Raw genomic sequence first — 25061 nt, 5'->3', positions numbered from 1 at the left:
GCGGCTGACCGGGGGATTTTCGTGGACCGGCGATGAATTCCGCGGTACGGGCCGAAAACGTGTTGCGGGGAACAGGCCGGGCGCGATATCGGTTGATACAGAGTGTGCCGTGCCATCGTCACCGTGCGAGGGGCCTCGCAGAGCCGGAACGAGCGTTCCGCATACTGTATCCGTACGCGACCAGTCGGGAGGACCACCATGGTGAGGATGTTCGTGGAGGTGCGCTACGCCCACCTGCTCGACGGCACACGCGATGCGCTCTGTGATCGGAGACCGTGATGGCTGAACTCAATTCGGCCGTCACCGGTTACCGCACCTATCGGCACGCCGCCCTGAATCCGACCCGCGCCGTGCGGGTTCCTCTGATCGTGGTGCTGTTGCTGGTCGGTGTGGTGCTGCTCTACGCGGCCGACCATGCCTCCCGTGAAGGTGTCAATCGCGGCTGGTTCGTGGCGGTGTCGCTGTCGGGTCTGTTCGTGGCGCGCGGTCTGAATCTGCGACGGCCGATCACGCTGCCGCACTTCACCGTCGCGGTGATCGTGCTCGGTGTCTCCAACATCGCCTACCGCAGCGATCACGGCACCGTCGGCTTCGTCTGCCTCGCCTCCACGGGCCTGATCCTCATGCTGCCGCAGAGTTCGCGTCCGCAGCCGGACCAGCAGCATCGCATCGCCGCGCTCGTCGACCGCACGGTCGAGGATCCGCTGGCCCCGTTCGCGCTGCACTCGGCCAAATCCTATTTCTTCAGCGCGGATTCGAACGCCGCGATCGGATATCGCGCGCGCTTCGGTATCGCGGTCGTCGCGGGCGACCCGGTCGGCAACTGCGCCGAATTCGGCCGGCTCATCGCCGAGTTCTCCGAATTCGCCGCCGCCCACGGCTGGCGGATCGCCGTGCTGGGCGCCAGCCCCGCGGTTACCGAACTGTGGCGCACCCGCGCGGCCGATCACCATGGCCTGCACGCCATTCCGATCGGTCGCGACGTGGTGGTCGAGGTCGACTCGTTCGATATGGTCGGCCGCAAATTCCGCAACCTGCGCCAGGCGGTCAGCCGCACCCGTAACTTCGGCGTCAAGACCGAGGTGATCCCCGAACGCGAACTCGACCGCGAGCTGCGCGAGACGCTGCTGGGCATCGTCGACGAGTGGGGGAGCGGACATCAGACCCGCGGCTTCTCGATGATCCTGGACCATCTGCTCGACGGCCGGAATCCGGGCATGCTCGTGGTGATCGCCCGCGACGGTGAGGGCCGGGTCGCCGGATTCCAGCGCTACGGGTCCTCCAACCACGGCAGCGAACTCAGCCTCGATGTGCCGTGGCGGCGCAAGGACGCCCCGAACGGCTTGGACGAGCGGATGATCGTCGACCTCGTCGACTACGGCCGCGACCACGACGTGCACCGCATCTCGCTGGCGTTCGCGGCGTTCCCCGAACTGTTCGCCGACAAGGAACGATCCCGCTCCAAACAGGCCATCTATGTGCTGGCCCGCACGCTGGACCCGTTGATCCGGCTGGAATCGCTGTATCGGTTCCTGCGCAAGTTCAACTCCTTCGGCAATCAGCGTTTCGTCCTCATCCGCTGGCGTGAGATCGTCTTCACCGCGCTCGCGCTGCTGACCCTGGAATTCGTGCCGCACCGCAAGCAGGGTTGAGCGGGCGGTCAGGCCATATTGCCCTCGTAGCACAGGCCGGTTCCGCGCCAGGTCGGTTGCGGGGCAACGGTTCCGCGGTCGAAGCGCCATGCGCTGACGGGTTCGGTGGCCTTCCAGAACAACCGGCCGTCGTGGCCGCGCACCACCTGGTAGACGTCGTCGGTGCCCTCGATCAGTTGATTGCCGACGCAGTAGTCGTTGTAGGCGGTGCCGGGTTGGCGTGCGCCCAGGCTGAAGTGGGCGGCGGGGTCGCCGGTCGAACCGGGGTTGGCGACGGTATCGGGCCGGTCCGACGTCGCGCCGGCCGACCACATCGGAGTGCCGCGGCCGTCGGCGCCGCAGGTGTAGCCGCGTCCGCCCGCGACGACCGTGGCTCCGGCGGGGTGAGTGGTTCCGGCCCACAGGCAGCCGGTGGCGGGCTGGGCGGCCGATCGCCTGGATTCGGCTTCGGCGGGCGCCGCGGTGAAGCCGAGGCCCGCGGCGGTGAGCGCCGCCAGGGCGGGAAGGGTGAACGATACGCGGGGGTGTCGGGGCATGGTCTCGGCCTCTCTGCTCGCCGTTGAGCATCTACTACCTACGTAGGTAAATAGTAGTTGAACGAATGGTGTGCGCGCCATGTCGTGGTCGTCACGCGCGGCATCCGTGCCGATATCGAGATATACGTTGCGCATTCGCGCGGGCGCCCGATTACGATGTGAGCGCTCGGGAGACGGGGGGACCGCTGTGCGGAATCCGGATCGTCGTCGGTCCGGGCGTCGACAGTGGTATTCGGGGAGGACACGAGATGAAACACGAGAGGCGGCTGCGGCTGGCCGCGACGGCCGGGCTGCTGGCGCTCGGTGCGGTATTGGCCGGATGCGGCGCCGATGCGAAAACGACTGTGGCACATGATGTTGCCGCGACGAACGAGAATCCGTGGGCATTGAGCGGCGCCGCGCCCAATGTCTCGGGGCCGAGCGGTCCGCGACCGGGCGTGCCCGACGCGCCGCTGCACGCCGACAACGGCGACGGCGGCGAGATGGACCGGCTGGCGCTCAACACGCTGTCGGATCTGCAGGACTACTGGGGCGCCGAATACGGCAAGAACTTCCCGGGCACCTTCAAGCCGGTCGACCACTTCATTTCCTGGGATGCCAACGCCCCCAAGGAACAATCGGTCACCTTCTGCCGCTCCAGCACCTACCACCTGGTGAACGCGGCCTACTGCAAGATCGACAAGACCGTCGGCTGGGACCGCGGCAAACTGCTACCGCTGATCTCGGACAAGTACGGGAAGATGGCGGTGGTGATGGTGCTCGCGCACGAGTACGGTCACTCGCTGCAGGATCAGGCTCGGCTCAACGGATTCTTCACGCCCGGAATCGTGCTCGAACAGCAGGCCGATTGCTTCGCCGGGGTGTTCCTGCGGCATGTGGCCGAGGGCGGTTCGGCGCATTTCACGCTGAACACGACCGACGGGCTCAACGGAGTTCTGGGTGCGGCGGTCGCCGTGCGTGACCGCGACCCCGACAATCCGAAGAATGTGCACGGGTCGGCGTTCGAGCGCGTGACGGCGGTGCAGATCGGCTGGTCGGACGGGGCGGCCGGATGTAAGGGCATCACCAAGAAGGAGATCCAGGAGCGTCGCGGCGGTCTTCCGACGAGCTTCGAACCCGGCGACGAGGAGAATCAGATGGGTGTCGACGTCGACGGTCTCAATGCCGTCGCCGCCGCGCTCGGGCGGATCTATCCGCTCCAGCACCCGCCGGCCTTCGACTACTCCGGCGTCGTGAAACTGTGCCTGAAAAACCAAGCGGTGGAACCGGTTTCGTACTGTCCGTGGATGAACCGGATCGGAACCGATGTGCCGGAGCTGGCCAAACGGGCCGGCGCGCAACCCGGCGACGACGAACCGCTGTCGGCGGTCGTGGACGGCAACTACAACGCCTACGTGGTGTTCATTTCCCGCTATGCGCTCGCGGTGGAGAACGAGCGGCATCTGTCGCTGTCGGGGCCGGAGACCGCCGGTCTGCGGACGGCATGTCTGTCCGGGGTGATCACCACCAAGCTCAGCGACCCGGCCAGCGATCCGCGCTTGACCGCCGGTGATCTGGACGCGGCGGTATCCGGCCTGCTCGCCGACGGACTGGCCGCCAGTGATACCGACGGCAAGGTCGTGCCCAGTGGTTATCAGCGAATCGACGCCTACCGCACCGGAGTGCTCGACGGTGAGGCCGCCTGTCTGAACAACTACAAGTGACGCCGATGGGCGACCGGACGGCCGGTCGCCCATCGGAGTATGTTCGCTCAGACCGCGCCGGTGGGGAGGGTGCGCAGGGAGCTCAGCGTGGTCGCGACCGCGCGGGCGGCCTCGGCGCCCTTGGTGTGGAAGTGCTTGGTGAAGTAGTCCACGTGCTCGCTGTGCTCGTGGAAGTGATGCGGGGTCAGTACCACGGAGAACACCGGGACGTCGGTCTCGAGCTGTACCCGCATGAGCCCGTCGACCACTGCCGAGGCGACGAAATCGTGCCGGTAGATGCCGCCGTCGACGACCAGCGCAGCGGCCACCACCGCCGCGTACCGGCCGGTGCGGGCCAGCCGCTGCGCGTGCAGCGGGATCTCGAACGCGCCGGGCACGTCGAACACCTCGACGGCATCCGCCGAATACCCCAGATCGCCGTACTCGGCCAGGAAACCCTCGTGGGCCTGCGTGACGATGGACTGGTGCCAGTTGGCCCGGATGAAGGCGATGCGTCCCTGGTCGGTATTGCTCATCCTCGGATGTTACTGCGCGCCGGTGTGCTCCTCCAACCAGTGCACCAGGTCGCCGAGTACCTTCTCACGCTCGGGTTCGTTGAATATCTCGTGGTAGAGGCCCGGATAACGCAGCACCGTGAGATCGGTCGCGGTGGCTCCGGCCTCGATCCGATCGGCGCCCACCGGGGCGGCCAGGGCGTCGTCGCCGCCGTGCAGCACCAGCGTCGGCACCCGCAGCGCGTCGAGGTGGCCCAGTACGAAGTCCGCGCCGCGCAGAATTTCGGTCGCCGTGCGGGCCGGCAGTTTGCCGCGGTAGACCAGCGGATCCTGATCGTAGGCGCGCACCACCTCCGGATCGCGGCTGATCTGTGCCGAATCCAGTTGCAGCACACCCAGATTCGGTGCCCAGCGGCTCAGGGCCGGGGCGAGCAGCCGCTGCACCGGGTTACCGGCCTCGATCACCACCGGCGGCGCCGAGACGGCGATCCCCGCGACGTCCAGCGGCGCCCGCGTCGCCAGATACAGCGTGATCAGGCTGCCCATGCTGTGGGCGACGACGAATCGGGGCAGGCTCGGATGTTTCGCGCTCGCGATCTCGAGCATGGTGTTCACATTGTCGGCGGCCGCGTCGAGCGATTCGATATTCGACCGCCCGCCGCCGGAGCGGCCGTGCCCGATGTGGTCGAAGGCGTAGACCGCGAAACCGCTGTCGGCCAATCGTTTTCCCACATGGTCGTAGCGCCCGGAATGTTCGGCGACCCCGTGCACCAGCACCACGACGGCCCGCGCCCGGTCGGGCAGCCAGGCCCGCCAGAAGACCTGTCCGCCGCGGGCGTCGAATTCGCCGGTATCGCCTGTTGTCATCGCTGCCTCCGTCTGCGCCGTCGCTGCGCCGCCATTGTCGCGCACGGCGGGCCGCAGCGTCGCGCAACGGCCCGCCGCGCCGTGGTCAGCCCAGGTCGTAGTCGAACCAGATCCGGTGGGTGCCGTCCGCGTCGACCGCCAGTCCGCCGGTCCCGGTGATCTCGCTCAGCTCCCCGGTGCCGCTGCTGGGCACGATGGTGAAGAATTCCGCACTGCGGTCCTCACCCGCGGTGGTCGCCGAGTGGGCGAAGTTGAACGTGCCGGCCAAACCGTTGAGCGAACCTTCGAACGACTCCATCGCCACATAGGTGCCCCGGCCCGACAGCTGGTCGAACGCGGCGGTGAACAACGTGGCCGAGCGACCGACCGCCTCACCCTCGAAATGCTTTTCCAGCCGGGCGATTCCGACCGGCGTCGCCGTGGGGATGTCCGGATCGGGAAGGACGTCCGTGGCGACGAAGGATTTGACGGTGAACGTTGCTGTAGCTCGCACCCGCTGAGCGTAGCCGCGAACACCGACATTCCCGGCATCAGCCGGCGGCGCTGATGTAGTGCGCGAGAACGCGGCGGTTGAATTCGATCAACCGCGCGTAGTTGGCCCGGGAGAGCCGTTCGTCGGTGCCGTGGATGCGCTCGAGATCCGCCGCGTCGACCACGATCGGCGCGAAGTTGCATCGGGTGGTCGCCAGCCCGTCGTAGTGGCGGGAGTCGGTGGCGCCGGGCACGATGCCCGTGGTGACCACCGCGTCGGGCACCACGGCACGGGTGATGTCGGCGATCACGTCGAAGGTCGGTCCGGGGCCGGTGATCCGCGAGGGTTCGGAGGCCGTGCCGAGCACCTCGATCGCGACGCGCGGATCGGCGACCACGCGGCGGCAGTGGTCGAGCACATCGGAGACCGAATCACCGGGCAGGATACGGAAATTCACCAGCGCCTCGGCGCGCTGCGGCAGTACGTTCGCCTTCACCCCGCCGCGGATCACGGTCGGGGCGGTGGTGGTGCGGACCAGGGCCTCGGTCTGCGGTCGCGCCGCCATCATCCGGGTGATCACCCCGCCCGCGATCGGCGCGAGCCGCAGGGCGGACCGGCGTGGTTCGGCCATGGCGGGCCGCATCCGGACCAGCATGTCGGCGATCACCGGTGTCATGCGCAGCGGCATCGGATGGTCCTGGATGCGCGCGACCGCCCGTGCGATCCGGCCCACGGCGGTTTCGCGGCCGGGCATCGAGGAATGGCCGCCGGTGTCGGTGGTGCGCAGTTGTACGGTGGCCCAGCCCTTTTCGCCGAGCATGATGGAGGCGACGGGTGCGGTGGCGCCGTCGGCGACGCCCTGCGTGATCACCCCGCCCTCGTCGAGCAGCAGGTCGGCGCGCACCTCGAGCTCGCGCAGCCGGGCCGCCATCCGGGTGGCGCCGGCGCGGCCGAAGATCTCCTCGTCGTGGCCGAAGGCGAAATAGACGGTGCGGCGCGGACGGCGGCCCTCGGCGAGCAGCGATTCGGCCGCCTCCAGGATAGCCAGCACCCGGCTCTTGTCGTCGATCGCGCCACGGCCCCAGATGAATTCGTCGTCGACCACACCGGCGAACGGCGGATGGGTCCAGCGTTCCTCGTCGTCGACCGGAACGACATCCTGGTGGGCGAGCAGCACGGCCGCCGTCCCGGGTTCGGTTCCCGGCCAGCGATACAGCCGGCTGTGGCCGAATCGCTCCAGTTCCAGGTGTTCGCGCACCAGGGGGAACTCGTCGTCGAGAAGGGTTGCGAGCCGGTCGAATTCGACCTCGTCGGCATCGGCATCATCGCGCGAGACGGTGACGCAGCGCAGGGCGGCCGCGAGCCGCTGCGCGGTCGCGTCGTCGACGGTGGTCGCGGTCGTACCGGTCGCTGTCATCGATCTCCTCGTCGTTGCGGGAAGTCCACGGTCACACCGGAATCGCGCAGGACCTCCGGCGCGATCGTGGTCACCCGGCGGGCGCGCCATTTGCCCAGCGCCTCACTGCTGCCGCCGGTCAGATCGAAGTTCCGGGTGCCGGTGAGCAACGGCAGCTCGACGGTGCCGGAACGCACGCTCACCCGGGCATTCGCCGGGGGGTGCGCCCACACGGTGTCGACCACATCGGTGATACGCACGCCGATCCGGTGTCCGGCCGGCACGGTCCAGTCCTGGGCCAGCAGGCGGATGGTCGCGGTCTCGGCGACCTGGGCGATGCCGCGGGTGATCACGGTGCTGAAGCCGTCGGGCGCCACATCGTAGAGTTCCGCGGCGACCGTGGCGTTCGGCGGGCCGCTCAAAGCCAGGGTGGCGGTGGGGATTCCGGACAGATGCTGATCGGCGGGCAATGGCTGCGACAGCGACCAGTACTCGCGATCCGGCCCGGGGACGAGACCGCGATCGGTGTACTCGCCGGGGCGGACCGGCATCGCGACTCGTGCGGAATCGGCGGGCGGCCATACCTTTTCGCTGCGCCAGCGGCCGTCGAAGCTGCCGACCGTCACCCGCGGGCCCGGGACGGTGACGTCGCGCCGGGCCACGTACTTGTCGAAGAATGCGAGCAGCTCACTGTCGAATTGCGGTGTGCCGCAGCCGTCGTGGCAGTTCTGGTGACCCCACTGGCCGAACCAGCCCTTGTCCTCGGGCAGATCGTGGTTCTTCCAGACGTCGAAGACCCGGTAGGGGCGGGTGTTGTAGTCGAGGAAGCCCTGGCCCAGGAACAGCGGAATCCTGCTGCCGCGCATGCGATCGGTGAGATCGCGGTCGCGCCAGAACTGCGTGCCACCGTCGTGGTTGGTGATACCGGCCAGATACGGCTGTGCGCATTCGATCGGCAACCGCGCGGCGTTGGCCTTGTACTCCGGGGAGTCGGAGGGGTGGGCGGGGGTGGAGGAGATCAGCAGATGTTCGAACCCCGCCATATCGCCGGGGCGAATTCCGTCCTCGGTCACCGGCTTTCCGGAGAACTTCCACGCGATGCCCTGCATGTACAGATAGCTGTAGGGATCGACATCGGGTTCGAACGCGGCCACCGCGGCCAGCCCCTTCGGGTTGGTGGCCAGACCCATGATGCCGGTCCACGCCTCGTAGGAGGTGCCGGTCAGACCCACCCGGCCGGTCGACCACGGTTGTGCCGCAGCCCATTCCACGGCGGTACGGACATCGCTCTGCTCGCCGGGACCGCCGAAGTCGGGGCAGCCGCTGGACCCGCCGAACCCGCGCAGATCCACGACCACATAGGTGTAGCCGGCGTCGAGAAACAGTTCCGGATACAGATCGCGCAGCGACGGCCCGCCCTCCGGATAGATCTCGGTGAGAAACGCCAGGTGATTGCGGTAGGGGCTCACCGTCATGACGACGGGGGTGCGCACGTCGTCGGCCACGCCCGCGGGCCGCAGAATATCCGCGTGCAACCGCACGCCGTCGGGGGTGGTCAGGAACTCCTGGCGCCACTGATACGCCGGGGCCGGTGCGGCGGTCGCGGTGACCGGCGCGGCCGCGGCGATCAGGAGGATCAGCCCGCACAGCACACGCGTGAGCACGCGCCGGGCGCGTGGCGATGAATTCTCGAGCACCATAGGACTATCGAGTCTGCACCGCCACCCGTCCAGACCTCAGAACCGGGGTCGGGAAACCGGCCGGCCATTCGGCCCTCGATCACATCGGACGCAGATCGAGCACCTTGCGCAGCCGGGCCCGGTCGCGCTCGAGTTTGCGCGCCTCGTAGGCGATGGGGAAGTAGCGGATCCGTTCCGGCAGCAGCGGAACCAGCCGGGCCAGCACCCAGCCCAGGATGCGCAGGTTGCGCTCGTCCTGCGCGGTCCAGGTCAGTCCGAGTTTGCGGCGTGCCGGTTCGGGCGTGGTGCCGACGGTGCAGAAGTACTGCATGCGGCCGATCGGGGAGGCTGCCAGCTTCCACAGGGGCACCAGCGGTGTGGGCAGCGACTTGGGCGGGGCCACGTGGCGGATCGTCTTCAGGTAGTCGCGCGCGGTGTCGGTGGCGACCAGGTGGTTCTCCACGGTGTCGGCGAAGAAGACCTCGAACTCGGCGTAGGTCGGCGGAATCTCCTTGGGCGCCACCGAGAACATGCGCAGCAGTTGCAGCACCTCCTGGTAGTACTGCTCCTTCTCCGCGTATGTGAGCGGGGTGCGGCTGAAGTACTTCGAGCCCTCGTTGAAGGCGTAGGTGCCGGTGTGCAGCACCCAGGCCCACGGGCCGGAGGCGAGCGCGGAGTGGCGTTTGCCCTGGGCGTCGACTGTGTTGAGCGAGGCGTGCATATGCCGCAGACGATCGGCCTCGGCGACGGCCTCGTCACCGCCGTAGGTCCAGGTCATCACCGCCGCGAGACTGCGCATCGCGCGGCCCATCGGATCGGTGCGGAAGGTGGAGTGCTCGTCGACGACCGCGGAAATCGTCGGTTCCATGGTCTGCAGCAGGAACGCCGACCCGGCGGTGAGGGAGAAGGTGATCAGTCCGACCTCGTCCCACATGCGGGTTCCGGGTTCGATCGGCTTCCGGGGGCCGAGTTCGTGTTCGGTGCGCTCGGCGCGGGCGACGGAGGCGGTCATCCGTGATCTCCTTTGACCACTCGACATGATGAGAGGATTACATGCGAATCATCTCACCCTCTTTCGATCTTGGCAACCGGATGCTCTCCGCCGACTTGCCGGGCAACCGGAAGTGAACACAACCTGAAATCTCGGTGAACTGATGGAAGAATGGGATCCTCGCCACATCGAAAGTTCAGGGAGGAGGGATCCAGCCATGATCCACACCCACGCCCACCCCTCGTTTTTGGGGACCTTGCGCACCTACGCCCGCCGGGCGCTGGCCCGCCATACCCTGACCGCCGAGGAACGCCGCAATCTCGCTGCCGCCCAAGCTCATCCGGCCGTCTACAGCGCATCCCTGGGTAGCCACCCGCATCTGTAACCAGTCTCGAAACGCACCGAAGCCCCAGCCGGAATCGGCTGGGGCTTCGTGAATTCGACTGTGCCGTAACGACTTACACGTCGTAGTACAGCTCGAACTCGTAGGGGTGCGGACGCAGGTTCACCGGCGCGATCTCGTTGTCCCGCTTGAGCTGGATCCAGGTCTCGATGAGGTCGTCGGTGAAGACGTTGCCCTCCGTGAGGTACTCGTGGTCCTGCTCGAGGCGGTCGATGACCGAGGCCAGCGAGGTGGGGGCCTGCGGGATGTTCTTGGCCTCCTCCGGCGGGAGCTCGTAGAGGTCCTTGTCGACCGGGGCCTTGGGCTCGATCTTCTTCTTGATGCCGTCCAGGCCGGCCATCATCATGGCGGCGAAGGCCAGGTACGGGTTACCCGAGGAGTCCGGCGCGCGGAACTCGATGCGCTTGGCCTTCGGGTTGTTGCCGGTGACCGGGATGCGGACCGCGGCGGAGCGGTTGCGCTGCGAGTACACCAGGTTGATCGGGGCCTCGTAGCCCGGCACCAGACGGTGGTAGGAGTTCACGGTCGGGTTGGTGAACGCCAGCAGCGACGGCGCGTGGTGCAGGATGCCGCCGATGTAGTGGCGGGCCAGGTCGGACAGGCCACCGTAGCCGGCCTCGTCGTGGAACAGCGGCTTGCCGTCCTTCCACAGCGACTGGTGCACGTGCATACCCGAGCCGTTGTCACCGAACAGCGGCTTCGGCATGAAGGTGACCGACTTGCCTTCCTGCCACGCGGTGTTCTTCACGATGTACTTGAACAGCTGCAGGTCGTCCGCGGCCGAGAGCAGGGTGCCGAACTTGTAGTTGATCTCGGCCTGACCGGCGGTGCCGACCTCGTGGTGGCCGCGCTCGAGCTCGAAGCCCGCGTTCTGCAGGTTGGTCGAGATCTTGTCGCGCAGGTCCACGTAGTGGTCGTAGGGCGCGACCGGGAAGTAGCCGCCCTTGTTACGGACCTTGTAACCCAGGTTGCGCGAACCGTCCGGGTTGAACTCCTTGCCGGTGTTCCACGAACCCGAGACGGACTCGATCTCGTAGAACGAGCCGTTCATGCCCGATCCGTAGCGCACGCCGTCGAAGATGTAGAACTCGGCCTCGGCACCGAAGAAGGCGGTGTCGGCGATGCCGGTCGAACGCAGGTACTCCTCCGCCTTGCGCGCGATGTTGCGCGGGTCGCGGGAGTAGGCCTCACGGGTGAACGGGTCGTGCACGAAGAAGTTCAGGTTCAGCGTCTTCGCGGCACGGAACGGGTCGATCCGGGCGGTGGAGAAGTCGGGCAGCAGCAGCATGTCCGACTCGTCGATCGACTGGAAACCGCGCACCGAGGAGCCGTCGAACGCCAGGCCCTCTTCGGCCAGGTCGGAAGTGAACGACTTCGCCGGGATGGAGAAGTGCTGCTGAACGCCAGGAAGGTCCGAGAAGCGTACGTCGACGTACTCGACGTCCTCCTCCTTGATGTACTTGATGACCTCGTCGGCCGTGCTGAACGCCACTTAGTACTCCTTACGGATCGGTTCCCAGCCTGTGCCGATTGCTGGGTTTCAGCGCTGAACGGTATGGATGCGGTGTTTCCCCGCAATCAAGGCTGTGTTTCGCCAGTGTTACACGTGCTGCTGGACGGGTCGGCGGCCTCCCCGGGCAACACCACGCGACGGTTCGTTCACGATGCGGTGCCGGACCAGCACCGTTATCCTGCCACCACGGCATCCGGGGCTCGATTCGAGGACCGCGCATCGTCGCCGATCGGTGCGCGCGACCCCGAGAGTTTCCCGCCCGCAACCGCTTTGGTGCATCGCCCCGGCGGGGTATCGTGCTGCCGCCACGGCGGGCCCGCGAAGCCGCGGGGGCGAGGCCGCGCGCGGAGGGCGGCGTCCGAGGGCCGGTGTTACGCGTGGGTGCGTGCGCGGTCCGGGTGTGACGTAATCCTCACCGCCGTTACGCCTACGCTGGGAGCATGGCGCGAATTACCGGTTCCTGGCTGTCCGGCCCGAATGCGGCCCACCCCGGCGAGCCGCAGCCCGACGACTACCCCGGCAAGCTGCTCGGCCTGCCGCAGGAGGGGGTGGGGTCGCTGGCGCCCATGTCGCGCCGCATCGTCGCGCTGTTCGTCGACTACTTCATCGCCATGGGTATCGCCGCGCTGATCGTGCGCGGCGCCGGCTCGCTGAACACCGTCACCTATCTGATCTGGTTCGTGATCGGCGTGGTGACGGTCATGCTGTTCGGGTTCACGCCCGGGCAGTACTTCCTGGGAATGCGCACCGTGCGGATCGATGCGTCGGCGCCGGTCGGCTTCGTGCGCTCGGTGGCGCGGCAGGTATTGCTGACCTTCGTGGTGCCCGCGTTGTTCACCGACGGGGATCGGCGCGGTATGCACGACCGGGCGACCGGGACGGCACTCATCCGCGCTCGGTAACGATCGTCGCCGCCTCCGGCCGCTCGGTGCCCGAGCGCGGGCCGTCGAGCAGAAGGTCGAGGAGGCGATCGATCTGCTCGCGGTCGATACCCGCCAGCGTCGCGCCCGCCATCGCCGCCGTCACGTCCTCGGGCAGCCGCGGTGGAAGCGGACCTGCGGGCGCTCGACGCTGAGCAACTGGCAGTGGTCAACCTGCGCCGGGTCGACGGTCCGCCCGGAATCGTGGCGACCGGTGACCAGATCGTGGACCTCGACGACCAGCTGGCCGAACTGATGGCGTTGCGGGACGAGGGCGAGATCGGGGCGATCGGGCTGAGCAACGTGACCGTCGACCAGCTCCGGCACGCCGCTCCGGCTGGTATCGCGTGCGTGCAGAATCTCTACAACCTGCTCGAACGCGACGAGGAGCCGCTGTTGGCCGAATGTCGCTCGCGGGGAATCGCTTTCGTGCCGTACTACCCGCTCGGATCGGGATTTCCGGTTCGGCCCAAGGTGGGCGGCGACGACGTGGTGCGCGATATCGCCGACCGCCTGGGAGTGACGCCGAGTCAGGTGGGTCTGGCATGGCTGCTGGCCCGCGATCGGCACATCCTGCTGATCCCGGGGACCCGCAGCCTCGACCATCTCGAGCAGAATATGGCGGCGCGGGAGGTCGAGCTGGATGCCGGAATGCGCGCCGTGCTCGACAGCCGGGCCTGAGAGCGGCGGCTCAGAACATCATCTGTACCGTCTTCTCCTCGGTGTAGGCCTCGATACCGGCCGGGCCGAGCTCGCGGCCGATACCGCTCCCGGCCCGCCCGCCCCACGGTGTGGTCATATCGGGGATGCCGAAGGCGTTGATCCATACATTGCCGACGCGGAGATCGCGCGCGGTGGTCTGCGCGGTGTGCAGGTCCTCGGTGTAGATGATCGCGTTGAGCCCGAAGTGGCTGTCGTTGGCCAGCGTCAGCACATCGGCGGTGTCGGAGAAGGGGATGATCGTGGCCACCGGGCCGAAGATCTCCTCGCGCGCGATGCGCTGCTCGTGGCGGCCGAGGAAGACGGTCGGCTCGACGAAATAGCCGGGCCGCTCGGCGAGTGAGCCACCGGTCACCAGTTCGGCGCCCTCGGCGACACCCAGTCCGAGGTAGCCGCCGATGCGCTCGTACTGCTGCCGGTTCACCACCGGTCCCATGGCGACATCGGCGTCGAACGGGTCGCCCAGAGTAAGGGATTCGGCATGCTCGGCCAGTCGGCGCGTCACCTCCTCGACCAGGCTGTCGTGTACGTAGACGCGGGTTCCGGCCGCGCACACCTGACCTTGATGCAGGAAGTTGCCGACCGCGATGAACGGCAGTGCGCGGTCGAGATCGGCATCGGGAAAGACGATCTGCGGGTTCTTCCCGCCCAGTTCGAGGGTGACCTTGCGGAACTGACCTCCGGCGTGGGTGTTCATGAGGGCGCCGACCTCCGGGCTGCCGGTGAAGGTCAGCTTGGCCAGTCCGGGGTGGCGGGCGAGTGCGGCGCCGGCGGTCTCGCCACGGCCGGGCACCACGTTGAACACGCCGTCCGGCACCCCGGCCTCGGCGAGGATTTCGGCCAGCCGCAGGACAGACAGCGCCGCATCCTCCGGCGGCTTGATCACCACGGTGTTGCCCGCGGCCAGTGCCGGAGCGATCTTCCAGCCGGCGACGACGATCGGGTTGTTCCACGGTGTGATCGCCCCGATCACGCCCAGGGGCTCGCGCAGGGTGTAGTTGAGCCGGTGCCGGCCTGCGTAATCGGGGAGCTGCACCGTCGAGCCGTGCAGTTTGTCCGCGTAGCCGGCGTAATAGCGGAACGTGGCCAGAGTGGCCGGAATGTCGCCGAAAACGCCGTCCCGGTACAGCTTTCCGACCTCGAGGGTTTCGAGCGCGGACAGGTATTGCCTATCGGCCTCGATGAGATCCGCTGCGCGGAACAGGATTCGCCCCCGCTCGGCGCCGCCCATCTCCTTCCAGCCGCTGCTGTCGAACGCGGCCTGCGCCGCGCGGACCGCGTCGTCGACGTCCACGGCGGACGCGTCGGCGATATCGCAGATGTGTGCGAGGGTGGCCGGATTCTCGGAGCGGTAGGTCGCGCCGCCGCTCGCGTCGCGCCAGCGCCCGCCGATCCAGAGCCGGCGGGGCGGGAACGTGGTCGGAGCCTGCGCGCCGTCGGCGCGGGCGGTGGAGGTGTAGTCGGACACGGCTGCTCCTGACGACTGAACGAAGTGTGAGCAGGCTAGCGCGGTGATCGTATGTTGTGAAGAGAAATCCGATTATCGGACAGCCTGTGTGGCTCGATGTCGGTTGGCGGCGGCGCCGTCCCTCACCCACGGTGGGACCGCCGACTCGGCGGTGACGCCAGAGTGGAGTTTCGTCAGCCGAAAATGGTTGAGGCGTAACGGATCCCGCTTCTCGGCAGATTCAGCCCAGTGCGGCGTACAACCGCTCGGCGGCCCGGCGCACCGCATCGGCCATCGCAGCGGTCTCCTGCCCGGCCAGGGTTACCACCCCCACGGCCGCTGGGGGGCCGGGCAGCCCTGGCAGCGATGCGACGACGCCGTGCGCGCCGGGCACGAGCTTGCCTTCGCTCTCGAATATCCCGCGCTCGCCGCGCCGGGCCGCCTCGACGGCCTCGCCGAGCGCGCCCTGTCCGCGCGCGGTGCGGGCGCCGACCCGATAGGCCACATGGAAGGTGGTGAAGGGCGGCTCGACGACCGCGACCGCGAGGACGTCGTCCCCGTCGGCGACACAGAAATGGGCCGTGGCCTCCACCTCGCGGGCCAGATCCTCGAGAATCTCGCGGGTGGCCTCGCGCACCGAGCCGAGTACGTGCTGAGTCAGCACGAGCGCGCCCGCCGAGACGCTGATCGTGCCGTCCTCGGCGCGGCGCACCAGACCGTGTTCGACCAGCGTGCCGACCAACCGGTAGATGATCGTGCGGGACAGTCCCAGTTCCTGCGCCAGTTGCGCGGGGGTGCGGGCATGGGGGCTGCTGGCGAGCAACTTCAGCACGTCGAGTCCCCGGCTCAGGGTCTGCGAGGTGTCGGGAGCCGGCATGGCAGGAATCCTACGTGGGCGGCGCCTCGATCAGCTCCCGCTCGGCGGCCCACTGCTCGACGTATTCGAGGGAGGTGCGCAGATGGCCGGGCTGTCCGACGTAATAGTGTGTGGCGCCGGGGATTACGCGATAGGTGCGGTCCGGGGTGGCGAGCGCGTCGCGCACGATCGGGTTGTGGGTGGCGGGCACCGCGTCGTCGGCGGAATTCTCGATCTGCAGCACCGGGCCCTTCGTGATCCGCGCGGCGTTGCGTGCCCCGCCCGCCACCGAATGGTCCAGACTCCACTGACTCAGCCACGACCGCAGCGTCGTGTAGCGGGCCAGGCCGACCGGCCCGACGTTCGCGGTACGCGGATCGCCGAGGTAGCACCAGTTCGGGCGGCGGTCGTTGGGGTCGACGGCCGGATCGAGCCAGCGCACATCGCACATCGTGCGGTGGACCAGGAAGGGCTGCTCCTGTTCGGGCCCGCCCGCGGCGCGCAGGTCGGCCAGCCGGGTGAGCGCCCAGTCCGAGATGCGGCGGTTGCGGGCGCGCTGGGCTTCGCGGAATCCGGCGACGTAGGCGGGGCCGTAGGGCGGGCGCTGCGGCGCGTCGTCGGCATAGATATCCCAGTTGGCGTCGCGGCGGTGCGGATCGGTTTCGTCGATCACCGACGGGTCGAGCCATTCGGTGAGCGTCTCCGCACGCGACAGATGCGCCGCGATGAACACGACCCCGTCGGCCGGTGAAAGTCCCGCTCCCACAACATCGACCGGATCTCCGGCGGGTGTGTGCGTGATACTCGGATCCAACGCTTCGGCCTGATACAGCAGCGACAGCGATCCACCGCCGGACCAGCCGACCAGAACCACGCGGTCGTAGCCCGCGACCTCGCGCGCCCAGCGCACCCACGCGCCGAGGTCGAGGACCACCTTCTCCATCACCAGCGCGGAATCGTTCTTCGGATAGCGGCTCGCCCCGCACAGCACGTGATGTCCGCGGGCGGCGAGTGCGGTCGGCATCGGCAGCAGATTCAGCGTCGAGGTGGGATGCTGGAAGAGGAAAACCGTTGCGCCCGAACGCCGATCGCCCGGCGGGCGCAGCAATTGTCCCTCCAGCACGATTCCGTGACCGCCGGTGAATCCGTAGGTCTCGCGGACGGTGGGCTGCTCCTCGCTGTGCAGGATCACCGGGATCCGCTCGAACGACTCACTCACCGTGCCCTCCCTTCTGTTGTGGCCGACCGGCATACGGTTTGTCCGACCAGCTCCACGGATAGCCGGGCACATCGCTCGCGGTGCCGCCTTCGGCCACCTCGAGCGGACGGAAGGTGTCGACCATGAACGCCATCTCGTTCGGTTCGGTGAAATCGGGCGAATCGAGATAGGCACGACGCCGAGGACCGTGGGTGTACGCGGCGGGATGCAGGCTCACCGAACCGGTCCGGATGCCGGAACCCTTGCGCGCGGCCGTCTCTCCGGCGAAGTAGAACATCACCTCGTCGGAGTCGACGTTCGAGTGGTAGTACGGCACCTTGATCGCCCCGGGCGCGAATTCCAGTGGGCGCGGGACGAAATTGCACACCACGAAACCCGGCCCCTGCAGCACCTGATAGGTCGGCGGCGGTTGCAGTACCGCGCCGACGACGGGGGAGAAGTCGCGATAGTTCAGCGCGTACGGATACAGGTGGCCATCCCAGCCGACCACGTCGAACGGGTGATGGTCGTAGACGACCACCGTGCCGTGCAGGCCGGAGGCGGTGCGGTGTTTGACGTAGACCTCGGTGTCGGCATCGACCAGCTCGTCCGGCGCCAGCAACGGTCCGGCCGGTCCGCGCAGATCGCGTTCGGTGATCGGGGAGCCCTCGAGGAATTGGCCATAGCGCGTGCGGTGTTTGTCCGGCGGCCGGACGTGCCCGGCGGCCTCGACACACAGCAGTCGCAACGGGCCCGCGTCGGTGTGCGGTAGCCAGCGATGGATGGTGACCCGCGGTATGACGACGTTGTCGCCCTGGCGCACCTCGACCCGGCCGAAGACGCTCTCCAGGGTGGCCGCGCCGGACTCGACGAAGATCACCTCGTCGCCGATGCCGTTGCTGTAGAGCGGAGAGGGCGTGTCGGCGACGACGTAGGAAATGCGGACGTCGGCGTTGGCGAGCACCGGGCGGCGGTGGCGGACCGCGTCCCGGCCGGTGACCTCGTGGAACAGATCGGGCAGATGGAAATGCCGGGGGAGCAGCGGGGTGTTGGCGGTGAGGGACTGATCGCCGAGGTCCCACGCTCGCGCATCGACCAGTGCCGACGGGACCCGGCGGTGATAGAGCAGCGCCCCGGTCCCGGAGAACCCTTCCTCCCCGATGAACTCTTCGAACGTCGGCGTGCCGTCCTCGAGGCTGAATGCGGTATGGCGCTGCCGGGGGAATGCGCCGACGGCCCGGTAGTACGGCATCGCCACCTCCTGATGACTGTCCGACATTCATGACAGCCTGTCCTATATGCGAACCTACGGGCGAGTGCGATTTTTGTCCGGCGTTTGACGCAGATCGAGACAGGCCGGTGCCGGGTGGCGCGATGCGATCGGTGCCCGTGGGCCGATCGCCCCAGCCCGGCGGCCCGGACCGAGCGGCGCGGGCACTGGTGTGCGGAGGGCGGCGGAAGTGCTGGAGCGGCGGGCGGAGAACGCTGGCCTGCAGGTGCACACGAAATCGCCGCCGCACCCAGAAGCGGTGGATGCGGCGGCGATATCGGGTTTCAGCTGTGCGGCAGAACCCGCCGTGCGGATGTCAGCGGCGGCGGATGGTGCGCTGCACTCCGCGCATCTTGGCGCCGGCGGGCAGCGGGCCCTTCGGCAGGGCCGGTCCGCCGCGGGTGGCCAGGGCGGTGAGGCGGCCCTCGATGAGGTCCATCCGCTTGGCGTCGATATTGCGGGGGAGTTTGGTGAGGTGACGCTGCAGGCCCTTCAGCGGAACCTGCCCCTCCTCGTTGCCGATCACGATGTCGTAGATCGGGGTGTCACCGACCAGGCGGGCGGTCTTCTTCTTCTCCTGCGCCAGCAGCGACTTCACTCGCTGCGGCGAGCCCTCGGCCACCAGGATCACACCGGGCAGGCCGATCACGCGGTGGACGGCGTCGAGCTGGGTGGTGGCGGCGACGGCCTGGGTGGCGCGCCACTTACCCTGCAAGTTGTCCAGCACCCACCAGGCCGCACCCGCTTGCCCTTCGGCCTTGGCATAGACGTTCTTCTGCACGCGGCGTCCGAAGATGATGAACGCCACCAGCGCGCCCAGCAGAATGCCGACCGGCAGCAGGAACCACTGCATGTCGAAAAGGAAGCCGATGAGAAACAGCACCACGGTGATGCCGACCAGCGCGCCGATCATCAGCGGCAGCAGCAGTTTGTCCTCTTTGCGCACCATCTGGAACGTCTGCCAGAGCTGCTGACGCCGCTCCTTCGACGCCTGCCTGCGCGCCGCCTTCGCCGCGGCCTTCGCTTCCTTCGACGGTGTGCCGCCCTTACCTGCTGCCATACCTCTCAGGATAGTGGTCGAGCGGGACATACCCCGCACGGGCCGCAGAACGGGTGCGACGCTCGCCTCAGACGGTCGCTTCGCTGCGATTGCGCAGCTCTGCGGCGATCTGGCTCGGCATCGGTTCGTGCCGCACATAACTGCGGTCGAACTGGGCGGCGCCGCGCGAGAGGGAGCGCAGGTCGATGGCGTAGCGGCTCAATTCCAGTTCGGGCACCTCGGCGCGGATGACGGTGCGCCCGGCGGTGGCCGGTTCGGTGCCCAGCACGCGGCCGCGCCGGCCCGCCAGATCGCCGAGGATGGTGCCGACGAAATCGTCGGCGACGGTTACCCGCACCTCGGCGATCGGCTCGAGCAGCGAGATCCTGGCGGCCGCGGCCGCCTCCCGCAGGGCCAGCGCCCCCGCGGTCTGGAACGCCGCGTCGGAGGAGTCGACCGAATGCGCCTTACCGTCGAGCAGGGTCACCCGCACATCGACCAGCGGATAACCGGCGGCGACTCCGCGCTCGGCCTGCGCGCGCACGCCCTTCTCCACGGAGCCGATGAACTGGCGGGGCACCGCGCCGCCGACCACCTTGTCGACGAATTCGATCCCGGACCCCTCCGGCAGCGGTTCCACCTCGATATCGCAGATCGCGTACTGGCCGTGGCCGCCGGACTGCTTCACATGCCGTCCGTGCCCGGAAGCCTTGCCGCCGAACGTTTCTCGCAATGCCACCCGATACTCGTCGACATCGACCTGGACACCGAACCGGGACCGCAGCCGTTCCAGCGCGACATCGCGATGGGCCTCGCCCAGGCACCACAGCACCAGCTGATGGGTGCGCGGATTCTGCTCCAGGCGCACCGTCGGATCCTCGGCGACCAGACGGGACAGGCTCTGCGACAGCTTGTCCTCGTCGGCCTTGCCGTGGGCGCGCACGGCCACCGGCAGCAGCGGTTCGGGCAGCGGCCACGGCTCGATCAGCAACGGAGAATCCTTGGCCGACACGGTATCCCCGGTCTCGGCGTGCCCCAGTTTGGTGACATAGGCGATATCGCCCGCGATGGCCTGGCCGATCGGGAACTGTTGTTTACCGAAAGGTGCCGTCACCGCGCCCACCCGTTCGTCGACATCGTGCCCGTTGCCGCCGTTGTGCCCGCAGACGTGCACGGTGTCGTCGGCGTGCAGGGTGCCGGAGAACACCCGCACCAGCGACACCCGGCCCACATACGGATCGGAGGCGGTGCGGATCACCTCGGCGGCCAGCGGTGCATCCGGATCGCAGGACAGTGCCCGCGGCGCCGCCCCGTTGCTCGGGCAGCGCGCCGCGACCGCGTGTTCGGCCGGCGTGGGAAAGCCTCGGGTGATCAGCTCCAGGATCTCGACCATGCCCAGACCCTCACGGGTGCCCTCGGGCGGAGGCGCCGCGATGAGGATGGGGTGGAAGCGGTCGTGCGCCACCGCGCGTTCCAGATCCGCGATCAAGGTGGTGAGGTCGATCCGTTCACCCTCGAGGTAGCGGTCCATCAGGGTTTCGTCTTCGCTCTCGGCGATGATGCCCTCGATGAGCCGGTTCCGCGAGGTCTCGATCTGCGCGGTCTGTTCGGCGGTGGCGTCGGTGCGGGTGTGCGCCCCGCCGGAACAATCGAAGACCTGCTCGGTGAGCAGGTCGATCACGCCGGTGACCGGGCGGTGCCCGTCGGGGCCCTTCGGGCCGTACACCGGCAGTTGCAGCGGCAGGATCGCGTCGGAATCGCCGTCGCCGAGCAGATCCGCGCAGGTCTGGGTCATCAGGTCGAAATCGGCGCGGGCCGCGTCCAGATGGGTGATCACCAGCGCCCGCGGCATCCCGACGCTCGCGCATTCCTCCCACAGCGCCAGGGTCTGCCCGTCCACACTGTCGGCGCCGGCGGCCGCGGAGACCACGAAAAGGGCCGCATCCGCAGCGCGCAGACCGGCCCGTAGTTCGCCGACGAAATCGGCATATCCTGGCGTATCGATCAGATTGACCTTGATGCCGTTCCAGGCGACCGGCACCACCGACAGTTGGACCGAGCGATGTTGCCGCTGCTCGATATCGTCGTAATCCGACACACAGGTGCCGTCCTCTACGCGGCCGGCTCGGGTGAGCGCCCCGGCCTCCATGGCCAGTGCCTCTACCACCGTGGTCTTGCCGGAGCCGGTGTGCCCGACCAGGACCACATTGCGGATACCGTCCGGCCGGGACGCCTCGAGGACTCTGCCGGCGGAACTGTTACGGGCGGCGGTGCTCGCTTTCTCGGCCATGTCTCTTCACTTCCCGGAGTCGACACGTGCGGTTGCTTCGAGCTTCCCACCGGCGCGCGGCTGTGTCACCCGTTCCGGGGATCCGCACCCCATCCGTGGTGAATCCGCACCCCGTACGCGACGAACGACCGGCCGAAGGCGAATTCGGCCGGTCGTTACGACGTGGCTGGGGTTCGGTTCAGCTGCCGAATCGGGCGAGGACCGAGCTCGCCTCCTGGCTCGCCGAGCCCTCCTGGGCCAGATGCGCCATCTCCGGTGCGATCTCCCGCCCGTGATGCGCCATCGCCTGCGCGTACAACCGGCCGGCGCGGTAGGAGGAGCGCACCAGCGGACCGGCCATCACGCCGGCGAAGCCGAGTTCGGTTGCGACGCGGGAATGTTCGACGAATTCCTCCGGCTTCACCCAGCGGTCCACGGGATGGTGGCGCGGTGAGGGCCGCAGGTACTGGGTGATGGTGAGGATGTCGCAACCGGCCTCGTGCAGGTCACGCATCGCCTGGGTGACCTCTTCGGGGGTCTCGCCCATGCCGAGGATCAGATTCGACTTGGTGACCAGGCCGGCCTCGCGGGCCGCGGTCAGCACCGCCAGCGATCGCTCGTAGCGGAACGCCGGGCGGATCCGCTTGAAGATGCGCGGCACGGTCTCGACGTTGTGCGCCAGCACCTCCGGCCGCGAGGAGAACACCTCGGCCAGCTGCTCGGGTTCGGCGTTGAAATCGGGGATCAGCAACTCCACGCCCGTGTGCGGATTGAGTTGCTTGATGGCGCGCACGGTTTCGGCGTACAGCCAGGCGCCGCCGTCTTCGAGGTCGTCGCGCGCGACACCGGTGATCGTCGAATACCGCAGGCCCATCGCCTGCACGCTCTCGGCCACCCGGCGCGGTTCGTCGCGGTCGAGCGCGGCCGGCTTGCCGGTGTCGATCTGGCAGAAATCGCAGCGGCGGGTGCACTGTTCACCGCCGATGAGGAAGGTGGCCTCGCGATCCTCCCAGCATTCGAAGATGTTGGGACAGCCCGCTTCCTCGCAGACCGTGTGCAGCCCTTCGCGTTTGACCAGGCCCTTGAGTTCGGAGTACTCGGGGCCCATGGTGGCGCGGGTGCGGATCCACTTCGGCTTGCGTTCGATCGGGGTCTGCGCGTTGCGGGCCTCGATGCGAAGCAATTTGCGACCGCCCGACTCCCGTACCAGGGAATCGGAGGACGACGTGGCCGGCGCGGCGGTGTGTGCCGTGCCGCTGTTCGATGTCGGGGTATCGACGGAGGTCACTCGAACGACTCTACGCCCGCCGAAATCGGGCCCGGCAACGTGCGCTGCATCAAGGTCAGATCCATCCAGCCGCCGAACTTGTGCCCCACCTCGGGCAGCTGGCCGACGATCCGGAAGCCGAACTTCTCGTGCAGCAGAATCGAGGTCTTGTTGGAGGTTTCGATCGCCGCGATCACGGTGTGCACCCGCCCGGACTCCTCGGCCCGCCCCAGCAGGGCCGTCAGCAGCGCGGTCGCCGCGCCGCGGCGCTGGAACCGCTCCGAGACGTACACCGAATTCTCCACGCAGTACCGGTAGCCGGATTTGGGCCGCCACTGCGAGTAGCTGGCATATCCGGCCACCTGACCGTCGATGATGGCGACGAGCACCGGATATCCGGCGGCCACCCGGTCCCGCCACCAGTGCAGGCGATCGTCGAGGTCGACCGGCTGGGTGTCCCAGATGGCGGTCGTCTCGGCCACGGCGTCGTTGTGGATGGCGAGGATGGTGGGGATGTCGCGTTCCTCGGCATCGCGAATGCGCGGTCCACCCGACGGGATATCGGTCACCGCCCCAAACTATCCGCAACCCTCGGCGGCGGCGAGCCGATCGGGCTCGAATGCGAGCGGTGTCCGTGCAGGTGTGAGCGGTTTCACCACCGCTCGGCCGATCACCGCCTGCTCAGTCGATCACCGATGCCAGCGCCTGCCCGATGGTTTCGTGGCGGAAGGTATAGCCCGCGTCCTCGAGCACGGTGGGAATCGCGCGCGGGCCGCGCAGGATCGCCTCTTGGGCCAGTTCCCCGACCGCGGCCTGCAAGGCGACGGCGGGCACGATGAACGGCGCCGGGCGATGCAGCGCCCGCGCCAGCGCGCGATTGAATTCGGCATTGGTCACCGGCGCCGGGCCGACCAGGTTGACCGGTCCGCGCACCGACGGATGCCGCAGCACGAAGGAGATGCCGGCGACCTCGTCGTCGAGTGAGATCCACGGTTGATACTGGCGCCCGCTGCCCAGGCGCCCGCCCAGGCCGATCGAATACAGCGGCCGCAACAGGGCCAGCATGCCGCCGTGGCGCGACAGCACCACCGCGCTGCGCATCTGCACCACCCGCACCCCGGCGTCGACCGCGGGCTGAGTGGCGGCCTCCCAGTCCCGGCACAGCGTCGCCAGGAAACCCGTTCCGGCGGAATCGGATTCGGTGATCACCCGATTGCCGGTGTCGCCGCCGTAGAAATGCACGCCACTGGCGTTCACCAGCGTCGGCACGCCGGCGGCGGCGACCGCGGTGGCCAGCACATCGGTCGGGCCGATGCGGCTGTCGCGCAACTGCTGTTTGTAACTGCCGTTCCAGCGGCGCGCGCCGAGTCCGGCGCCGCACAGGTTGACCACGGCATCCGCCGCGCGCAGGGCCGGTGCGGGCACCTGCGCCCGCACCGGATCCCAGCTGAACTCGTCCTCGGCCGCGGCGGGACGGCGCACCAGGCGGGCCACCTCGTGCCCGTCCCGGCGCAGCGCGGCGACCAGCGCCGTCCCGACGAGTCCGGACGAACCGGCGATCACAACTTTCATGTCGTCACCGAATCGTCGTGTCGCGCAGCGTTTTACAGACCGAGATCGGCCTCGAACGCAGCCTCCTCCAGCCGGTGCCTGATGGTGGTCAGGAAGCGGCCGGCGTCGGCACCGTCGATGAGGCGGTGATCGTAGGTCAGCGGCAGGTAGCACATCGAGCGGATGCCGATGAACTCGCTGCCGTTGTCGGAGATCACGATCGGGCGCTTGACGATCGCACCCGTGCCCAGCATCGCCGCCTGCGGCGGAAGCAGGATCGGGGTGTCGAACAGGGCGCCCTGGCTGCCGATGTTGGTGATGGTGAACGTGCCACCGGCCAGCTCGTCGGGCTTGAGGCCGCCGTTGCGGGCGCGGTTGGCGATATCGGCGATGGCGCGGGCCAGCCCGGCCAGCGACAGGTCGCTGGCGTTGTGGATGACCGGCGACAGCAGCCCCTGCTCGGTGTCGACCGCGATGCCCAGGTGCACCGAGGAGTGGTAGGTGATCTCCTTGGTGTCCTCGTTGTAGGAGGCGTTGACGTTGGGGTGCACGCCCAGCGCCTCCACGGCGGCCTTCGCGAAGAACGGCAGGAAGGTCAGGTTGACGCCCTCGCGGTTGGCGAATGCGCTCTTGGCCTTGGCCCGCAGGGCCGCGATCTTGGTGACGTCGACCTCGTGGGTCTGGGTCAGCTGCGCGGTGGTCTGCAGCGATTCGCGGGTCTTGGTGGCGGTGATCTGCCGGATGCGGTTGGCCTTCTGGACCGTGCCGCGCAGTGCCTGCAGCTGCGGGCGGGCGCCGGCCGGAGCCGACGGCGCGGC

Annotated in this window: 24 protein-coding genes; 5 read left to right on the top strand and 19 right to left on the bottom strand. The window is 68.3% G+C overall.

All coding sequences use genetic code 11. The features are described 5' to 3' along the window. The first annotated feature begins 278 nt into the window (after positions 1 to 278). Entirely contained in the window at positions 279 to 1652 is a 1374-nt protein-coding gene (locus NK1_RS15590) for a bifunctional lysylphosphatidylglycerol flippase/synthetase MprF (protein ID WP_084461005.1), read from the top strand. An 8-nt stretch (positions 1653 to 1660) separates the two neighbouring features. Here NK1_RS15590 and NK1_RS15585 read toward each other — a convergent pair whose 3' ends face one another. After that, positions 1661 to 2188: a hypothetical protein gene (locus NK1_RS15585; RefSeq protein WP_063009314.1), complete on the bottom strand. Its 528-nt coding sequence runs from the start codon at positions 2186 to 2188 to the stop codon at positions 1661 to 1663. 248 nt (positions 2189 to 2436) lie between these two features. On the opposite strand from NK1_RS15585, the gene NK1_RS15580 reads away from it, so the two are divergent. Further along, a complete protein-coding gene (locus NK1_RS15580) occupies positions 2437 to 3891 on the top strand; it encodes a neutral zinc metallopeptidase (protein ID WP_063009312.1) in 1455 nt (484 codons plus the stop codon). 47 nt (positions 3892 to 3938) lie between these two features. On the opposite strand, the gene NK1_RS15575 is transcribed toward NK1_RS15580, so the two are convergent. The 6 genes from NK1_RS15575 to NK1_RS15550 form a co-directional block, all read right to left on the bottom strand. Beyond that, positions 3939 to 4406: a 6,7-dimethyl-8-ribityllumazine synthase gene (locus NK1_RS15575; protein WP_036500001.1), complete on the bottom strand. Its 468-nt coding sequence runs from the start codon at positions 4404 to 4406 to the stop codon at positions 3939 to 3941. A gap of 9 nt (positions 4407 to 4415) precedes the next feature. Beyond that, positions 4416 to 5252, bottom strand: coding sequence for an alpha/beta hydrolase (locus NK1_RS15570; RefSeq protein ID WP_063009310.1), 837 nt, complete (start codon positions 5250 to 5252; stop codon positions 4416 to 4418). A gap of 85 nt (positions 5253 to 5337) precedes the next feature. Further along, positions 5338 to 5745: a DUF3224 domain-containing protein gene (locus tag NK1_RS15565; protein ID WP_030515341.1), complete on the bottom strand. Its 408-nt coding sequence runs from the start codon at positions 5743 to 5745 to the stop codon at positions 5338 to 5340. A gap of 37 nt (positions 5746 to 5782) precedes the next feature. Further along, on the bottom strand, positions 5783 to 7141 hold the full coding sequence (locus NK1_RS15560; RefSeq protein ID WP_063009308.1) for a M20/M25/M40 family metallo-hydrolase: 1359 nt from the start codon (positions 7139 to 7141) through the stop codon (positions 5783 to 5785). Then, positions 7138 to 8784 carry a CocE/NonD family hydrolase gene (locus NK1_RS15555; RefSeq protein ID WP_245660542.1) on the bottom strand — a complete coding sequence of 549 codons (1647 nt, stop codon included), beginning with the start codon at positions 8782 to 8784 and terminating at the stop codon, positions 7138 to 7140. The genes NK1_RS15560 and NK1_RS15555 overlap by 4 nt, the downstream gene beginning before the upstream one ends. A 115-nt stretch (positions 8785 to 8899) precedes the next feature. Further along, complete coding sequence (locus NK1_RS15550; RefSeq protein ID WP_063009305.1) at positions 8900 to 9811, bottom strand: oxygenase MpaB family protein; 912 nt, start codon at positions 9809 to 9811, stop codon at positions 8900 to 8902. 196 nt (positions 9812 to 10007) lie between these two features. Between NK1_RS15550 and NK1_RS34540 the strand changes: the two genes are divergently transcribed. Next, positions 10008 to 10175, top strand: a complete 168-nt coding sequence (locus tag NK1_RS34540; RefSeq protein WP_157104288.1) for a hypothetical protein — start codon at positions 10008 to 10010, stop codon at positions 10173 to 10175. A 73-nt stretch (positions 10176 to 10248) separates the two neighbouring features. Here NK1_RS34540 and glnA read toward each other — a convergent pair whose 3' ends face one another. Then, positions 10249 to 11685 carry a type I glutamate--ammonia ligase gene (gene glnA / locus NK1_RS15545; RefSeq protein ID WP_036500008.1) on the bottom strand — a complete coding sequence of 479 codons (1437 nt, stop codon included), beginning with the start codon at positions 11683 to 11685 and terminating at the stop codon, positions 10249 to 10251. 461 nt (positions 11686 to 12146) lie between these two features. Between glnA and NK1_RS15540 the strand changes: the two genes are divergently transcribed. Then, positions 12147 to 12608: an RDD family protein gene (locus NK1_RS15540; RefSeq protein ID WP_036500011.1), complete on the top strand. Its 462-nt coding sequence runs from the start codon at positions 12147 to 12149 to the stop codon at positions 12606 to 12608. On the opposite strand, the gene NK1_RS34535 is transcribed toward NK1_RS15540, so the two are convergent. Further along, the gene (locus tag NK1_RS34535) at positions 12592 to 12732 is read right to left on the bottom strand and encodes a hypothetical protein (RefSeq protein ID WP_157104287.1); all 141 of its coding nucleotides are present in this window, start codon (positions 12730 to 12732) and stop codon (positions 12592 to 12594) included. The two genes, NK1_RS15540 and NK1_RS34535, sit on opposite strands and share 17 nt — an antisense overlap. Positions 12733 to 12749: 17 nt before the next feature. Here NK1_RS34535 and NK1_RS15535 point away from each other — a divergent pair, with 17 nt between their 5' ends. After that, a complete protein-coding gene (locus tag NK1_RS15535; protein ID WP_063009303.1) occupies positions 12750 to 13307 on the top strand; it encodes an aldo/keto reductase in 558 nt (185 codons plus the stop codon). 10 nt (positions 13308 to 13317) lie between these two features. On the opposite strand, the gene NK1_RS15530 is transcribed toward NK1_RS15535, so the two are convergent. The 10 genes from NK1_RS15530 to sucB all read right to left on the bottom strand — a co-directional run. Continuing rightward, positions 13318 to 14814 carry an aldehyde dehydrogenase family protein gene (locus NK1_RS15530; RefSeq protein ID WP_084461003.1) on the bottom strand — a complete coding sequence of 499 codons (1497 nt, stop codon included), beginning with the start codon at positions 14812 to 14814 and terminating at the stop codon, positions 13318 to 13320. A 220-nt stretch (positions 14815 to 15034) separates the two neighbouring features. Beyond that, entirely contained in the window at positions 15035 to 15670 is a 636-nt protein-coding gene (locus NK1_RS15525; RefSeq protein WP_063906013.1) for an IclR family transcriptional regulator, read from the bottom strand. Between the two features lie 10 nt (positions 15671 to 15680). Further along, complete coding sequence (locus tag NK1_RS15520; protein WP_245660540.1) at positions 15681 to 16868, bottom strand: alpha/beta hydrolase family protein; 1188 nt, start codon at positions 16866 to 16868, stop codon at positions 15681 to 15683. Beyond that, positions 16861 to 18099 carry a homogentisate 1,2-dioxygenase gene (locus tag NK1_RS15515; protein ID WP_063009424.1) on the bottom strand — a complete coding sequence of 413 codons (1239 nt, stop codon included), beginning with the start codon at positions 18097 to 18099 and terminating at the stop codon, positions 16861 to 16863. Before NK1_RS15515 ends, NK1_RS15520 begins: the two co-directional genes overlap by 8 nt. A gap of 334 nt (positions 18100 to 18433) precedes the next feature. Next, positions 18434 to 19177, bottom strand: a complete 744-nt coding sequence (locus tag NK1_RS15510) for a DUF4191 domain-containing protein (RefSeq protein ID WP_036500017.1) — start codon at positions 19175 to 19177, stop codon at positions 18434 to 18436. A gap of 67 nt (positions 19178 to 19244) precedes the next feature. Beyond that, positions 19245 to 21446, bottom strand: coding sequence for an elongation factor G-like protein EF-G2 (locus tag NK1_RS15505; protein ID WP_063009299.1), 2202 nt, complete (start codon positions 21444 to 21446; stop codon positions 19245 to 19247). Positions 21447 to 21624: 178 nt separating this feature from the next. Further along, positions 21625 to 22635: a lipoyl synthase gene (gene lipA / locus NK1_RS15500; RefSeq protein ID WP_063009420.1), complete on the bottom strand. Its 1011-nt coding sequence runs from the start codon at positions 22633 to 22635 to the stop codon at positions 21625 to 21627. A gap of 74 nt (positions 22636 to 22709) precedes the next feature. Further along, the gene (locus tag NK1_RS15495) at positions 22710 to 23261 is read right to left on the bottom strand and encodes a GNAT family N-acetyltransferase (RefSeq protein ID WP_281189159.1); all 552 of its coding nucleotides are present in this window, start codon (positions 23259 to 23261) and stop codon (positions 22710 to 22712) included. A 112-nt stretch (positions 23262 to 23373) separates the two neighbouring features. Beyond that, positions 23374 to 24264, bottom strand: coding sequence for a TIGR01777 family oxidoreductase (locus NK1_RS15490; RefSeq protein WP_063009297.1), 891 nt, complete (start codon positions 24262 to 24264; stop codon positions 23374 to 23376). A gap of 32 nt (positions 24265 to 24296) precedes the next feature. Further along, on the bottom strand, positions 24297 to 25061 hold a 765-nt coding region (gene sucB, locus NK1_RS15485), incomplete at its 5' end, for a 2-oxoglutarate dehydrogenase, E2 component, dihydrolipoamide succinyltransferase (protein WP_063906012.1).

It is taken from the genome of Nocardia kruczakiae NBRC 101016 (assembly GCF_001612965.1).
In the GTDB taxonomy this organism is placed as follows: Bacteria; Actinomycetota; Actinomycetes; order Mycobacteriales; family Mycobacteriaceae; genus Nocardia; species Nocardia kruczakiae.
Note: the sequence above shows the minus strand (reverse complement) of the source record. Positions and strands in the feature narration are given on the sequence as shown.